Here is a 14,092-nt window from a genome sequence, read left to right as displayed (position 1 = left end):
TTACTCGTTATCGACGTCAAGGGCACGCTTACCTTCATTGAGGTAATTTTTCAGATAGCTGTCGATAACACGAGGGTTTTGACCGTCTTGAATAGCCAGTACGCCATCCATGATCAAGCGACGGTTTAACTTCTCTTGCTCTCGGCGTAGGGAGAGTTTGTCGGCAATTGGGAAGAACACCATGTTAGACAAGATCGCACCGTACAGCGTTGTCAACAACGCCACCGCCATAGCAGGACCGATCGCTTTAGGATCGTCCATGTTCGACAGCATCGCCACCAGACCGACCAAGGTACCAATCATGCCCATCGCCGGCGCTACGTCACCAAAGGCGCGAAATACGCTGGTACCAAATTCATGTCGTTCGTCCGTCAAGGAGATGTCTTTTTGTAACGCGGCGCGCACGACATCGGCGTCATGACCGTCAACCAATAAGTCGATGCCCTTTTGCATGAAACTGTTGGTGATTTCCATCTCTTCGAGTGCAAGGAAGCCACCTTTACGAGCAGCGTCAGCCATTTCGACCACTTTAGCGATGAGATCTTCTGGCTCGTCCACCTTGAACATGAAGGCTTTGCCAGCAATCTTCGCCGCGCCAAAGAATTGCCCCATGGTAAACTTCATCAGTACAACAAAGGTCGAACCGCCGACCACGATCAATATCGATGTAACATCGATAAACATCATGATGCTTCCGCCAAGTATCATTGCCATGATGACGAAGGCAAATCCGCCAAGCAATCCCAAAAGCGTTGCTAAATCCACAAAGCACTCCTCATGCTAACTCCAAGCTTCTACCAAATTATATCGGCAACATGTTCAGATCTTTAGTTTTTTATAAGTTGCGCGTCACAACATCCATCTTTGCTTGACCAGAGTCACCGCGCAAGCTCGATTTTTCTGACAAATTTACTCGGTTAAATTTGACCATCATTGGCGGCTAAGGTAACTTTCGTCCATCTTTACAAATGTAGAAAAGTTATGGCGAGCAAGAAACCCGAAAATATGACATTCGAGGCAACAATTGAAGAACTGGATACAATTGTTGCAAATTTAGAGAATGGCGATTTGTCGCTCGACGACGCATTAAAGAAATTCGAACGCGGAATCACTCTTGCTCGTGCTGGTCAAGCTAAATTGAGCGATGCAGAACAACGTGTCAGCCTGCTACTTCGTAATGACGATGACGCGCCGCTCGTTGATTTTGATGCCCAGCCTGAATAACGGTTTTAGAAGATTCTCCTATGATTGAGGCCTTAACCTCTCTTCAACAGCGCAACAACGCTCAGCTGCAAGCTTGGCTCGATAGCTACCCACACCAGCATCTTCCGCTACTGGAGGCCATGCGCTATGGCTTACTGCTCGGCGGAAAACGCGCGCGACCTTTTTTAGTGTACATCACCGGCCAGATGCTCGGATGTGAGTTGGAATCATTGGACACGCCCGCAGCGGCGGTGGAATGTATCCACGCTTATTCCTTGATTCATGACGACCTACCCGCGATGGATGACGATGAGCTTCGCCGTGGCCAACCGACTTGCCACATTAAGTTCGACGAAGCGACCGCTGTGCTCACGGGTGATGCATTGCAAACGCTCGCCTTTACCATTTTAGCGCAAGGCCCATTACACCCTGAGGCCGAAAGTCTACGTATAAAGATGGTACAGGAGTTGGCGAATGCCTCGGGCGCCAATGGCATGTGTTTAGGCCAAGCGTTGGATTTAGCAGCGGAAAACCGCGCTGTGTCTCTTGAGGAGCTCGAAACCATCCATCGGAATAAGACGGGGGCACTGATGAAGTCTGCAATTCGTCTTGGCGCCCTCGCCGCCGGTGAACGAGGGGTCGAGGTACTGCCACATCTTGATCGTTACGCCGATGCCATTGGGCTGGCGTTTCAAGTCCAAGATGACATTTTGGACATCATCAGTGACACGCAAACGCTCGGCAAACCGCAAGGCTCAGACCAAGCGCTCAACAAAAGTACCTATCCCGCTTTGCTAGGATTAGAGGGAGCTATCAACAAAGCTCACACTCTGTTTAATGAGGCGCTTCAAGCATTGGAAGTGATCCCCTACAATACAGAATTACTGGAAGAGTTCGCCCGATATGTCATCGAGCGCAAGAACTAACACTATAAGCGCGCATAACTATGACTCTTGATATTTCAAAGTATCCGACACTTGCACTGGCTGACACGCCGCAGGAGCTACGCTCGCTGCCGAAAGATGTGCTGCCAGCGTTGTGTGACGAGCTACGCACCTACTTACTCAACTCGGTGAGCCAATCGAGTGGTCACCTTGCCTCCGGCCTTGGTACGGTGGAACTCACGGTCGCTTTACACTATGTCTACAATACGCCATTTGACAAGTTGATTTGGGACGTGGGTCATCAAGCTTACCCGCACAAGATTCTGACGGGTCGCCGTGAGCAAATGCCAACTATTCGTCAAAAAGACGGTCTGCACCCCTTTCCTTGGCGTGAAGAGAGTGAGTATGACACCCTCTCTGTCGGACACTCATCCACATCGATCAGTGCTGCGCTCGGCATGGCGATCAGCGCTGGGCGTGAAGGGAAAGATCGTAAAGTCGTTAGTGTAATTGGTGATGGTGCCATCACCGCAGGTATGGCGTTTGAAGCTATGAACCACGCCGGTGACGTTCACCCTGACATGCTGGTGATCCTCAACGACAATGAAATGTCCATTTCAGAAAACGTTGGTGCACTTAACAACCATCTTGCGCAAGTGTTGTCTGGCAGCTTGTACACCTCGATTCGTGAGGGGGGCAAAAAAGTCCTCTCTGGCGTGCCGCCGATTAAAGAACTGGTTCGTCGTACCGAAGAGCATCTAAAAGGCATGGTGGTACCAGGGACTCTGTTTGAAGAGCTGGGCTTTAACTACATTGGTCCTGTTGACGGCCATGACGTTAATGAACTAGTGAAAACGCTGAAAAACATGCGTGAACTCAGTGGGCCGCAGTTTTTGCATATCATGACCAAAAAAGGCAAAGGTTATGAACCCGCAGAAAAAGATCCCATCGGTTATCACGGTGTGCCTAAATTTGATCCAAGCCACAGCTCGCTGCCAAAAAGCAGCGGCGGTAAGCCGACATTCTCAAAAATCTTCGGTGACTTCCTGTGTGACATGGCGGCCATCGACCCGAAATTGATGGCCATCACGCCAGCCATGCGCGAAGGCTCTGGTATGGTGCGCTTCTCTAAAGAGTTCCCCAAACAGTATTTCGACGTTGCGATCGCAGAGCAACACGCTGTGACCTTAGCAACGGGCATGGCGATTGCGGGCAATCACCCTATCGTCGCGATCTACTCGACCTTCTTGCAGCGCGGTTACGATCAACTGATTCATGACGTCGCGATCATGGATTTGCCCGTCATGTTTGCCATCGATCGCGCTGGTCTGGTGGGCGCTGACGGTCAGACCCACCAAGGGGCGTTTGACTTAAGCTTTATGCGTTGCATTCCGAATATGGTCATCATGGCGCCGAGTGATGAGAATGAATGCCGACAAATGCTTTACACCGGCCATCAGCATCAAGGTCCTAGTGCCGTTCGTTATCCGAGAGGCAGCGGCATGGGCGTTGAGATTGAAACCGAGTTCACGGCACTGGAGATCGGTAAAGGGCGAGTGGTTCGTCAATCTCGCCACTCTCAAGAGGGCCCGAGTGTCGCTATCTTGAGTTTTGGTACCTTCCTTGCGAACGCACTCGAGGCGGCTGAGGGCCTAGATGCCACAGTTTCTGACATGCGCTTTGTTAAACCGCTTGATGAAGCTCTGATTCGTGAACTGGCAGCGCAACACGATGTGCTGGTTACCATTGAAGAAAACGCGATTGCCGGCGGCGCAGGTGCAGGCGTGATTGAGTTCATGATGAAGAATAAGCTACTCAAACCTGTGCTTAACCTGGGTTTACCGGATGAGTTTATTGCTCAAGGTACACAAGAAGAGTTGCATCAAGAGCTTGGCCTAGATGCAAAGGGCATAGAGCGCGCGATTCGCGATTATCTTGCTTGCTAAGCGCGTACTTTACCATTTCACGCACTTGCCCTAACAATTCAAGCCATAACAATTCAAGTCATAACAATTCAAGTCATAAAAAGAGCGCAGACCCAGTCTGCGCTCTTTGCGTTTGTGTTCTCATCAATCCGTTAAGCGTTCGAGCGGCCAAGACATCGACGCCATGATCCTCAGCCAACACTCATCGACTGGCGCAACGATGGTGATGGGCTCTTGGGTATAAGGATGAACAAAACTCAACCGCGAGGCATGCAGCATCAACCTGTGTGCATCAAAGACGTCACGAAACAATCGATTATGCTTACCATCACCATGTGTAGTATCACCGACGATAGGGTGCCTCAGGTGGGCCATATGGCGTCTAAGCTGGTGCTTGCGACCGGTAAGAGGCTTTAACTCCATTAACGCGTAGCGAGACGTAGGGAACAGTCCTGTGGAATAAGGCACCTCCGCTGTTGCCAGTGGACGATAATCGGTAATGGCCTCTTGCGCTTCCTTTTCTTGGCTCGCGAACTTGTCGGCGATTTTATCCAACTCTAACTTAAGCGCGTAGTCGAGGCGAGCCGCCTCATGAATCCAACCGCGCACAACGGCATGGTACGTTTTCTCCATTTGATGTTCAGCGAACATCGGCATCGCCTCTGCTGCCACTTCACTGGACAACGCAAACATCAGCACGCCCGATGTTGGTCTATCTAAGCGATGAAGAGGAAATACATGCTGACCAATTTGATCGCGAAGCGTCTGCATCACAAATTGCGTTTCGTGCTTATCCAACCAGCTGCGGTGTACCAACATACCCGCAGGCTTATTGACCGCGACAAAATACGCATCTTGGTAAAGAATCTCTAGCGTCATTGACACACCTCATCCACCTGTCTTATCAGTTCAAGCAACGGCTGATAGTCGCTGTTTGACTGCCAACACTGCTCAAAATAGGGCGCGATAGCAAAACCGCTCGGAAGAGGCTCACCGTTCTCGATCATTGCGGTCATTTTGTCGACAAAGATCCATTGAAGCCAAGCTTCAGGAGCAAGCTTATCCATCGCAAAGGGCTGTGCGATCACAAGTTGTGACTCATCAGGTCGAGTATGTTGCCAAAGTTGTAATGCTTGCAGTTGCGCTTGAATAGACGCAAACAAGGTGAGCAATTGTTGTTGCTGTGTCATAAACCTAAACGTGAAACCTTGAAATTAATGATAAGAGTACCATTTATAGAGGAAAGAAAGTTAGGACAATTCATCGATGGATACCATTCACTCACTCACTGACCTGCTGAAAAACAGCCATTGCGACTACCGTGTCTTCGATTTAGGCCGTCGCATCAGCGTCATTGATGCTCAGACATTTTCTGATGTGGAACAAGGACAGAAACCCTACCCTTACCCACTTCAACGTAAAGCACACCTCGCGATCGCCTATTGGAATGAACACAAGCAACCTTGGATTTGGTTTTTAAAATTCGAGTTGGATGAGCGCGGCTTGTTTCAACAATCGGACATTGGCCAATTTATTAAATACGTCATCGAGGCGATGGGCTCACGCTTAAATCAAGAGATGAGTGAGGAGCAGCAACAGAAGCTATCCAACAACCCCTATACGTTCAAACCCAGCGATGACAAAATGGCGGTTTTCCATAGTCAAATTCGTGCCGAGCTCGACCTTCCTTGTAGTCAGTACTATGAACACGCGCAACACTATTTCTCAGGTGGATTAGGCTTTGAACAATGGCAGACTGTCGGGCTTCAAGGCATCAGTGATATGTGCGCACGTCTAGGACGTGACCAAAATGGCGTGCATATACGTAAGTCCCTCACATCGCTGCCTAGCCAGCCCCTGTATGCTCTGCTTGGGGTGCTCGAACATACGTCACCACTACCAAGCAAATTAGCCGAGCGACTCAGTGAAATGGCGCACAAGGAGATGGAGGCCAAAACGCCGGATCTGTTTTTGCTCTCCGCACTGACTCGTGCGTTATCGGGCAGTCACCATCAACTGAGTCACCGCTTGGTTAAAACCCTCTTAGCCTCTCCGCGGCTCAGTCATCAAGAAGTGCTCATCGCTATTGCTGGCCGCTGCTGGCACTGGCTGTCAGATCAAGACATCGCAGAGCAGTTCTTGCTGCGACTGGCGCAAACTGGTAATCAAACACTCTTTAATCAGCTGTTTGCCGATCTGGTGATGCTCCCTGAGCTGCGTATGGTCCTGCTGCCGTTGCTCCACACCAGCCCCTCCCCTGAGTTGGCTCAAGCGCTGCTGAACCTTCAGAAAGCGACCAAAGCCGAGTAGAAAAGAGGGCGTATGATTGACAACTTGCTGGCCATCCTGGCACTGAGCTTTGGCTGTTTTATTTTTTGGCAACATCGTCGTCAGGCCGAGATCGCCAAAGCAATCGCCATACGTAAGTGCGACCAATTAGGCTTACAGCTCTTAAGTGTGGCGCTAGATGGACACAAACTAAAAACGCCACAAGGTCAGTGGCGTTGGCATACGATTTACCTGTTTGAATTTTCGTCGCTTGGTGACGACTGTTATCAAGGAACGATCACCATGCAAGGGTTTCACCTGCGTGATATCTGGTTAGAGCCACATCGCCTGTAGGCGCACAAAGGATTAAACACGCAGGGCCGCTAGACTAACGTCCGTAGGCAAAAGCATCGATAGGAAAAAGCATGGAATAAGAAAAGCCCCGATACTTGCGTATCGGGGCTATAGTCTTACTCGCAGCAGTCCGGCTACAAAAGGTGCTCCATGCATCTTCCTTAATAGTGACTGTGATCCGTCAGTCTCTTCCTACTTCGCCATCCTAGCGGTGTCCTGTTTGTCCTTTGTGCTAACCTTCCCCGTTAGCGCTCATCACTTGTTCCGTGAGCGGTGTCCTTGGCATCTTCCTGATGCTGTCCTGCCTCATCCTAGAGGGGTCCATTTCGTTCCTTGATCGCTAATGTCCTATCAGCGAAACCGTGTCCGTACGGCTATCCTAGCATCCTGCGCGATTGTCCATCCTGGCCAATCTCTCTTCATCCTGAAGAGTGCAATCCGTGCTGTTTCCTGTTCCGTGTCAGCATCCTTCCGACAGGGATTAATTTACGTGATTGACGATTTTGGACAAGTCTGATGATCATTTCTTTTATGTTTACAACTCATAAACAACACAAATAATCAAATACTATCAAACAGTTATATTTCACTATTGATATAAGAGCTAGCAAAATGACGAATTTTTCTCACACTCTTTGTGCGATATCTCGCACACGCAATTACCAAATTTTCTATTCGTTTTCTTCATCGTCGACGAGTATCATGTGATCGATTACACACAAGGAGTCACTATGCTTACTCAGGATGTTAGCCAAGAGCTCAAACAAGTATTAGAACAACTCAGCCAAGAAGGCAAAGAGCCGACGGTTGCCTTGGTCAAAGCCCGGCTTTCTACTCCCATTCCCATGCCAGCGCTGATCACAACGATTAAAAGCTGGAAATCGTCACAGCGCGTACCAAAAGTTGAAGTCGCGGCAAAGCCGCCGCTTGAAGAAGATCGCGTTGCTCAACTTGAGCAGCAAGTACGCGAGCTCACCGCCCGATTAGAGGCCATTGAAGCGAAGCTAGGCTAATAATCCAACGAGCCCGACAAATAAAAAGGCTTGGCATTTCACTGCCAAGCCTTTGTTTGTATACGTTAGCGTAATGCTAAGATTACCAGCCCGTCACTTCGCGGAGACCTTTACCGATCTCAGCCAGTGATTTCACCGTCTTAACACCTGCCGCTTCAAGTGCAGCAAATTTATCTTCCGCTGTTCCTTTACCACCTGAAATGATCGCACCCGCGTGGCCCATACGTTTGCCAGGAGGCGCAGTGACACCCGCGATGTAAGAAACAACTGGCTTAGTGACATTTTCTTTGATGTACGCCGCCGCTTCTTCTTCCGCAGTACCGCCGATCTCACCGATCATTACAATCGCTTCCGTTTCAGGGTCTTCTTGGAACAATTTCAGGATATCAATGAAGTTTGAACCTGGAATTGGGTCGCCGCCGATACCCACACATGTTGACTGACCAAAGCCTTCGTCTGTCGTCTGCTTAACCGCTTCGTAAGTAAGCGTGCCAGAACGAGACACAATACCGACTTTACCCTTCTTATGAATGTGACCCGGCATGATACCGATCTTGCATTCGTCAGGAGTAATAACGCCTGGACAGTTTGGACCAATCATGCGAACGCCGGTTTCTTCCAACTTCACTTTCACGTCGATCATGTCCGTGGTTGGGATGCCTTCGGTAATGGTAACGATAAGCTCAATACCCGCGTCGATCGCTTCTAAGATCGCGTCTTTACAGAACGGTGCTGGTACATAAATCACAGTGGCTGTTGCGCCTGTCGCCTCAACCGCTTCACGTACGGTATTGAATACCGGTAGGCCGAGGTGAGTTTGGCCACCTTTGCCCGGAGAAACGCCACCGACCATTTGCGTGCCGTAAGCAATCGCTTGTTCAGAGTGGAAAGTGCCTTGACCGCCGGTGAAACCCTGACAAATTACTTTGGTGTCTTTGTTAATTAGTACAGACATTATTTGCCCTCCGCAGCAGCAACAACTTTCTGAGCTGCGTCGGTGAGCGACTCAGCTGCAATGATATCAACATCAGAATTCGCAAGCACTTCACGACCGAGATCGGCGTTTGTACCTTCTAAACGAACCACAACCGGTACGTTTACACCTACTTCTTTAACCGCACCGATGATGCCCTCTGCGATCATGTCACAGCGCACGATACCACCAAAGATGTTGACGAGTACGGCTTTAACATTGTCATCAGATAAGATGATCTTAAAGGCTTCAGCAACACGCTCTTTCGTCGCGCCGCCACCCACATCTAGGAAGTTTGCAGGCTTGCCACCATGTAGGTTAACGATATCCATCGTACCCATCGCTAGGCCAGCACCATTGACCATACAGCCAACGTTACCATCAAGTGCAACGTAGTTAAGCTCCCACTGAGCAGCGTGTGCTTCACGCTCATCTTCTTGTGAAGGATCGTGCATTTCACGCAGTTTAGGCTGACGGTAAAGTGCGTTGGAGTCGATGTTAATCTTACCGTCTAAGCAAAGCAGGCTGCCTTCACCGGTAATCACCAACGGGTTGATCTCAAGCAGAGCAAGATCATATTGAGAGAACATAGTGCCAAGACCCATAAAGATCTTCACAAATTGTTTAATTTGGTCACCTTCAAGGCCAAGTTTGAAGGCAAGTTCACGACCTTGATAAGCTTGAGGGCCAACCAATGGGTCAATCGCCGCTTTGTGGATCAGTTCTGGCGTTTCTTCTGCCACTTTCTCGATTTCCACACCGCCTTCGGTTGAGGCCATGAATACGATTTTACGACTTGCACGGTCGACGACTGCACCAAGGTAGAGTTCATTGGCGATGTTAGACGCTTCTTCCACCAGAATCTTAGTAACCGGTTGGCCATTCGCATCAGTTTGGTAAGTCACTAGGTTCTTACCTAGCCACTTTTGCGCAAACTCTTTTACGCCGTCTTTGGTTTCGTGCAGTTCTACACCGCCCGCTTTACCACGTCCACCCGCGTGAACCTGACATTTGACTACTTTCTTGGTTGTCGAAATTCGACCGGCTGCTTCGTACGCTTCTTGAGGCGTGCTGCACGCGTAACCTTTAGGTACAGGCAAACCGAATTCTGCAAACAGCTGTTTGGCTTGATATTCATGCAAATTCATTTTGATATTCCGTTTATGTTCCCTTAAGGGATTATTATTTCCATAACGTCGCAGCGAACTGCATTACGTCTGTAGGGTCTTCTCAAATCAACCGCATATCTCGTTACCGACACTGCGATTCAAATGAAGGCCAGACAGTTGAGCGAGTCTAGCCTTTGAAACTTTAGACGTCTAGCTATCTAAGACAGCTAGACGTTTCAGCGATATTAAACGTCTAATAACAGACGTGCTGGATCTTCCAGTAGCTCTTTGATGGTCACTAGGAAGCCAACGGATTCACGGCCGTCAATCAGACGGTGGTCGTATGAAAGCGCGAGATACATCATCGGCAAGATCTCGACTTTGCCATCCACCGCCATTGGACGATCTTGAATTTTATGCATACCCAAGATTGCTGACTGAGGTGGGTTGATGATTGGCGTTGACATCAATGACCCAAATACACCACCGTTAGTGATAGTGAAGTTACCGCCCATCAATTCGTCGACCGTCAACTTGCCATCACGACCTTTAATCGCAAGCTCTTTGATGCCTTTCTCGATATCGGCAAAGCCTAGGGTGTCACAGTCTTTCAATACTGGTGTCACTAGGCCACGTGGCGTCGATACCGCCATGCTGATGTCGAAGTAGTTGTGGTAAACGATATCGTCACCATCGATTGACGCGTTCACTTCTGGGAAACGCTTCAACGCTTCCGTCACCGCTTTAACGTAGAAAGACATAAAGCCAAGGCGAGTGCCGTGGCGCTCTTCGAACTGATCTTTGTACTGTTTACGCAGGTCCATGATAGGTTTCATGTTCACTTCGTTAAACGTTGTCAGCATCGCGGTGTTGTTCTTCGCTTCCAGTAGACGGTTAGCCACTGTCTTACGAAGACGCGTCATAGGCACACGTTTTTGGCTACGTGCCGCTGCTGGCGCTTCAACGGCTGCAGGCGCTGCCGCTTGAGGTGCTGCTTTCGCGTTCGCAAGGTGCGCTTCAACATCTTCACGCGTGATGCGACCACCTACTCCCGTGCCTTTGACTTGACTCGCTTCAAGGCCATGCTCACCGAGTAGGCGACGCACTGCTGGGCTAAGTGCATCGTTGCTTTCTTCGCTCAATGATGCCTTGTGACGCTTGTCTGGTGACGCTTCTGACGCTTCTGTTGTGTCAGTCGTTGGCTCGCCGGCGACCGCACCTGGCTTAAGTTTGGCAAGGAGCTGCTTCGAGAGCACGGTTGCGCCTTCGACTTCAATAATGGCTTCGAGTACACCCGCTTCTGGCGCTGGGACTTCTAGAACCACTTTGTCCGTTTCAATATCCACCAACACCTCGTCACGCTCTACAACGTCACCAGGTTGTTTGTGCCACGTCGCGACCGTAGCGTCAGCAACAGATTCAGGTAAATCTGGAACCAGAATTTCAATTGTCATATCGGTTTCTTCCTTTAACTTCTAGTTCTTAATCCGAAGTTTTTGTATTCACGTTTAGCGCGTCTTCAACTAGCGCCTTTTGCTGTTTCAAGTGTACTGACATATAGCCGACCGCAGGAGATGCTGACGCAGGACGGCCCGCGTATTTAAGATCTGCGCCTTTCGGAATAGCAGCACGGAAGTTGTGTTGACTGCAGTACCAAGCCCCTTGGTTTTGTGGCTCTTCCTGACACCAGACAAAATCTTCCACGTTGGTGTATTGTTCGATAGCGGCTTTCACCTCTTCCAGCGGGAATGGGTAAAGCTGTTCGATGCGAACAATCGCGACGTCGTCTTGTTCATTGCTACGACGCTGCTCAAGTAGGTCAAAGTAGACCTTACCGGAACAGAACACGACACGTTTCACTTTGGCTGGCTCTAAGTTGTCGATTTCGCCAATTGCCGCTTGGAATGTGCCATCGGCCAATTCATCCATAGTAGACGTACACAAAGGATGACGCAGCAACGACTTTGGAGACATCACAATCAGAGGACGACGCATCGGGCGAACCACTTGACGGCGAATCATGTGGTATACCTGAGCTGGCGTAGACGGCACTACCACTTGCATGTTTTGCTCTGCACATAGCTGTAGATAACGTTCTAGGCGTGCAGAAGAGTGCTCTGGTCCTTGACCTTCATAGCCGTGCGGCAACAACATCGTCAAACCACACAAACGGGCCCACTTCTGTTCACCAGACGAGATAAACTGGTCAATCACGACCTGCGCGCCGTTGGCAAAGTCACCAAACTGCGCTTCCCATAGCGTCAGGCCGCCCGGCTCAGCGGTCGCATAGCCATATTCAAAGGCAAGCACGGCTTCTTCAGACAGCACCGAGTCAAATACCTGGAACGGGCCTTGTTTGTCGTGGATGTTAGACAGTGGCACATACGTGCTGGCGTCCGCTTGGTTGTGCAGTACTGCATGACGGTGGAAGAAGGTGCCGCGACCTGAATCCTGACCGGAGATACGAATACGCTTACCATCGTCAACCAAGGTGGCATAGGCTAAGGTTTCAGCCATACCCCAGTCGACCGCTTTCTCACCGCTTAACATAGCTTGACGATCGTTGTAGAGCTTATTCACTCGGCTCTGGAGCTTGTGGCTCTCTGGGTACTGACAAATACGTTTGCCTAGTTCAAGCAGACGCGCTTTATCAAAGGTATTGCTCCACGGCATATCCCACTCGTGGCCAAGGTATGGAGACCAATCCACTGAGTGCAGAGCCATCGGGCGCCACTCTTTGACCACAACTTCACCACGATCAAGTGCATCACGGTATTCGTTGACCAGTTGCGTGGCCACGTCGATACCGAAATCACCGCGCTCCATCAACACATCGGCGTAGAGCTTACGTGGTGTGGGGTGCTTCTTAATTTTTTGATACATCAGCGGCTGAGTCGCGTTCGGCTCGTCCGCTTCGTTGTGACCGTGACGACGGTAACAAACCAGGTCAATCACCACATCGCGTTTGAATTCGTTACGGTAGTCAAGGGCGATACGCGTCACAAACGCCACCGCTTCTGGGTCGTCTGCGTTGACATGGAAGATCGGTGCTTGGACCATCTTAGCGATGTCCGTACAGTACATGGTTGAGCGCGTATCTCTTGGGTTAGACGTCGTAAAGCCGACTTGGTTGTTCACCACGATACGAACCGTACCACCCACTTGGAAGCCGCGTGCTTGAGACATGTTGAACGTCTCTGCCACGACACCTTGACCGGCAATCGCTGAGTCACCGTGAATGGTGATTGGCAAAACAGTACTGCCGTCTTTATCACCTAAACGGTCTTGACGTGCACGTACTGAGCCCATGACAACTGGGTTGACGATTTCAAGGTGAGACGGGTTAAAAGCAAGCGCGAGGTGGACATCACTACCTGGGGTAGCGAAGTCAGCAGAGAAACCTTGATGGTATTTCACATCACCCGTTCCCCATGTTTCGTCGTGTTTGCCCGCGAATTCATCAAACAAATCTTGTGGCTTTTTACCGAGCACGTTGACCAACATGTTCAAACGGCCACGGTGCGCCATACCAATCACGACTTCACGCATACCGCTTGATCCTGCGTGACGAATCAGCTCTTTGGTCATAGGGATTAGGGCATCCCCACCTTCGAGTGAGAAACGCTTCGCGCCAGGGAACTTCGCGCCAAGGTAACGCTCTAGGCCTTCCGCTGCGGTAAGCTCGTCAAGGAATGTTCGCTTCTCGTCTTGGCTGAACGTCGGCTGGCCGACGACCGACTCGAGACGTTGTTGAATCCAACGCTTTTGCTCGGTGTCGGTCATGTGCATGTATTCAGCACCCACTGAACCACAGTAGATTTTTTTCAGCGAGGAGTAGATGTCTTTCAACGGCATGGTCTCTTGACCAATAGCAAATGAACCTACGTTGAAGGATTCTTCTAGATCGTCTTCTGTGAGAGAGTGGAAAGCAGGATCAAGCTCAGCCACAGGTGGGCGCTGCCATAATCCTAGGGGGTCTAATTGAGCCGCTTCGTGTCCACGAAAGCGGTAAGCATTAATTAACTGAAGTACTTTTACTTGTTTAGCGTCGACATCTGGATCACTAACTTGGACATTGTAATGCTTTGTTTCTTGAGCGAGTCGTCGGAAGTAGTCACGGACACGCGAATGTGGCTGTTCAACCACTTCGTTGTCAGGCTTAGGCAAGCCATCGAACACGCGTTTCCACTCCTCACTTACCAGATCGGGATCACTTAGATACAGTTCGTAGAGGTCCTCTACATACGTTGCATTGGCGCCAGCCAAGTGTGAAGACTCGAGCCATGCCTTCATCACGCCGTTGTGCATATTTTCCCTTAACCAGTAGTTTTCACGTTTGCTTCGGTCTGCGCCGAGCTAATAA

13 protein-coding genes are annotated in these 14,092 nt (G+C 50.0%); 6 read left to right on the top strand and 7 right to left on the bottom strand.

The genetic code is table 11. The features are described 5' to 3' along the window. A complete protein-coding gene (pomA, locus tag AC6R1O_RS10175; protein WP_334555215.1) occupies positions 1 to 765 on the bottom strand; it encodes a flagellar motor protein PomA in 765 nt (254 codons plus the stop codon). A gap of 216 nt (positions 766 to 981) precedes the next feature. On the opposite strand from pomA, the gene xseB reads away from it, so the two are divergent. From xseB to dxs, 3 genes are read left to right on the top strand one after another with little or no spacing between them, the layout of a single operon-like run. Further along, the gene (gene xseB, locus AC6R1O_RS10170) at positions 982 to 1,224 is read left to right on the top strand and encodes an exodeoxyribonuclease VII small subunit (RefSeq protein ID WP_500625971.1); all 243 of its coding nucleotides are present in this window, start codon (positions 982 to 984) and stop codon (positions 1,222 to 1,224) included. Between the two features lie 20 nt (positions 1,225 to 1,244). Further along, positions 1,245 to 2,129: a (2E,6E)-farnesyl diphosphate synthase gene (gene ispA / locus AC6R1O_RS10165; protein ID WP_500633869.1), complete on the top strand. Its 885-nt coding sequence runs from the start codon at positions 1,245 to 1,247 to the stop codon at positions 2,127 to 2,129. A gap of 20 nt (positions 2,130 to 2,149) precedes the next feature. Further along, complete coding sequence (gene dxs / locus AC6R1O_RS10160) at positions 2,150 to 4,033, top strand: 1-deoxy-D-xylulose-5-phosphate synthase (protein WP_500633870.1); 1,884 nt, start codon at positions 2,150 to 2,152, stop codon at positions 4,031 to 4,033. A 123-nt stretch (positions 4,034 to 4,156) separates the two neighbouring features. On the opposite strand, the gene truC is transcribed toward dxs, so the two are convergent. Then, positions 4,157 to 4,891, bottom strand: a complete 735-nt coding sequence (gene truC, locus AC6R1O_RS10155) for a tRNA pseudouridine(65) synthase TruC (RefSeq protein ID WP_500633871.1) — start codon at positions 4,889 to 4,891, stop codon at positions 4,157 to 4,159. Beyond that, a complete protein-coding gene (locus tag AC6R1O_RS10150; RefSeq protein ID WP_500633872.1) occupies positions 4,888 to 5,202 on the bottom strand; it encodes a YqcC family protein in 315 nt (104 codons plus the stop codon). The genes truC and AC6R1O_RS10150 overlap by 4 nt, the downstream gene beginning before the upstream one ends. 76 nt (positions 5,203 to 5,278) lie before the next feature. On the opposite strand from AC6R1O_RS10150, the gene AC6R1O_RS10145 reads away from it, so the two are divergent. From AC6R1O_RS10145 to AC6R1O_RS10135, 3 genes are all read left to right on the top strand, one after another. Continuing rightward, a complete protein-coding gene (locus AC6R1O_RS10145) occupies positions 5,279 to 6,322 on the top strand; it encodes a DUF3549 family protein (protein ID WP_500633873.1) in 1,044 nt (347 codons plus the stop codon). Positions 6,323 to 6,334: 12 nt separating this feature from the next. Next, a complete protein-coding gene (locus tag AC6R1O_RS10140; protein ID WP_500628853.1) occupies positions 6,335 to 6,634 on the top strand; it encodes a DUF3301 domain-containing protein in 300 nt (99 codons plus the stop codon). 731 nt (positions 6,635 to 7,365) lie between these two features. Then, the gene (locus AC6R1O_RS10135; protein ID WP_500633874.1) at positions 7,366 to 7,647 is read left to right on the top strand and encodes a hypothetical protein; all 282 of its coding nucleotides are present in this window, start codon (positions 7,366 to 7,368) and stop codon (positions 7,645 to 7,647) included. Positions 7,648 to 7,729: 82 nt separating this feature from the next. Here AC6R1O_RS10135 and sucD read toward each other — a convergent pair whose 3' ends face one another. The 4 genes from sucD to sucA all read right to left on the bottom strand — a co-directional run bounded on the left by sucD (position 7,730) and on the right by sucA (position 14,037). Beyond that, positions 7,730 to 8,602, bottom strand: coding sequence for a succinate--CoA ligase subunit alpha (gene sucD, locus AC6R1O_RS10130; RefSeq protein ID WP_334555206.1), 873 nt, complete (start codon positions 8,600 to 8,602; stop codon positions 7,730 to 7,732). Further along, positions 8,602 to 9,768, bottom strand: a complete 1,167-nt coding sequence (gene sucC / locus AC6R1O_RS10125; RefSeq protein ID WP_334555205.1) for an ADP-forming succinate--CoA ligase subunit beta — start codon at positions 9,766 to 9,768, stop codon at positions 8,602 to 8,604. The genes sucD and sucC overlap by 1 nt, the downstream gene beginning before the upstream one ends. Before the next feature lie 206 nt (positions 9,769 to 9,974). After that, a complete protein-coding gene (gene odhB / locus AC6R1O_RS10120) occupies positions 9,975 to 11,183 on the bottom strand; it encodes a 2-oxoglutarate dehydrogenase complex dihydrolipoyllysine-residue succinyltransferase (RefSeq protein ID WP_334555204.1) in 1,209 nt (402 codons plus the stop codon). Between the two features lie 28 nt (positions 11,184 to 11,211). Next, positions 11,212 to 14,037 carry a 2-oxoglutarate dehydrogenase E1 component gene (gene sucA / locus AC6R1O_RS10115; RefSeq protein ID WP_500633875.1) on the bottom strand — a complete coding sequence of 942 codons (2,826 nt, stop codon included), beginning with the start codon at positions 14,035 to 14,037 and terminating at the stop codon, positions 11,212 to 11,214. Positions 14,038 to 14,092 lie beyond the last annotated feature (55 nt).

This window comes from Vibrio sp. R11-SG3-ISO3-SZ (assembly GCF_059834345.1).
The sequence above is the reverse complement of the archived record's forward strand: the minus strand, read 5'-3'. Positions and strand labels throughout refer to the sequence as shown.

What these genes read in the sequence shown, in the direction of transcription:
- xseB (WP_500625971.1), top strand. Translation starts at nt 982, where the DNA reads ATGGCGAGCAAGAAACCCGAAAATATGACATTCGAGGCAACAATTGAA.
- ispA (WP_500633869.1), top strand. Translation starts at nt 1,245, where the DNA reads ATGATTGAGGCCTTAACCTCTCTTCAACAGCGCAACAACGCTCAGCTG.
- dxs (WP_500633870.1), top strand. Translation starts at nt 2,150, where the DNA reads ATGACTCTTGATATTTCAAAGTATCCGACACTTGCACTGGCTGACACG.
- truC (WP_500633871.1), bottom strand. Translation starts at nt 4,891, where the DNA reads ATGACGCTAGAGATTCTTTACCAAGATGCGTATTTTGTCGCGGTCAAT.
- AC6R1O_RS10150 (WP_500633872.1), bottom strand. Translation starts at nt 5,202, where the DNA reads ATGACACAGCAACAACAATTGCTCACCTTGTTTGCGTCTATTCAAGCG.
- AC6R1O_RS10145 (WP_500633873.1), top strand. Translation starts at nt 5,279, where the DNA reads ATGGATACCATTCACTCACTCACTGACCTGCTGAAAAACAGCCATTGC.
- AC6R1O_RS10140 (WP_500628853.1), top strand. Translation starts at nt 6,335, where the DNA reads ATGATTGACAACTTGCTGGCCATCCTGGCACTGAGCTTTGGCTGTTTT.
- AC6R1O_RS10135 (WP_500633874.1), top strand. Translation starts at nt 7,366, where the DNA reads ATGCTTACTCAGGATGTTAGCCAAGAGCTCAAACAAGTATTAGAACAA.
- sucD (WP_334555206.1), bottom strand. Translation starts at nt 8,602, where the DNA reads ATGTCTGTACTAATTAACAAAGACACCAAAGTAATTTGTCAGGGTTTC.
- sucC (WP_334555205.1), bottom strand. Translation starts at nt 9,768, where the DNA reads ATGAATTTGCATGAATATCAAGCCAAACAGCTGTTTGCAGAATTCGGT.
- odhB (WP_334555204.1), bottom strand. Translation starts at nt 11,183, where the DNA reads ATGACAATTGAAATTCTGGTTCCAGATTTACCTGAATCTGTTGCTGAC.
- sucA (WP_500633875.1), bottom strand. Translation starts at nt 14,037, where the DNA reads ATGCACAACGGCGTGATGAAGGCATGGCTCGAGTCTTCACACTTGGCT.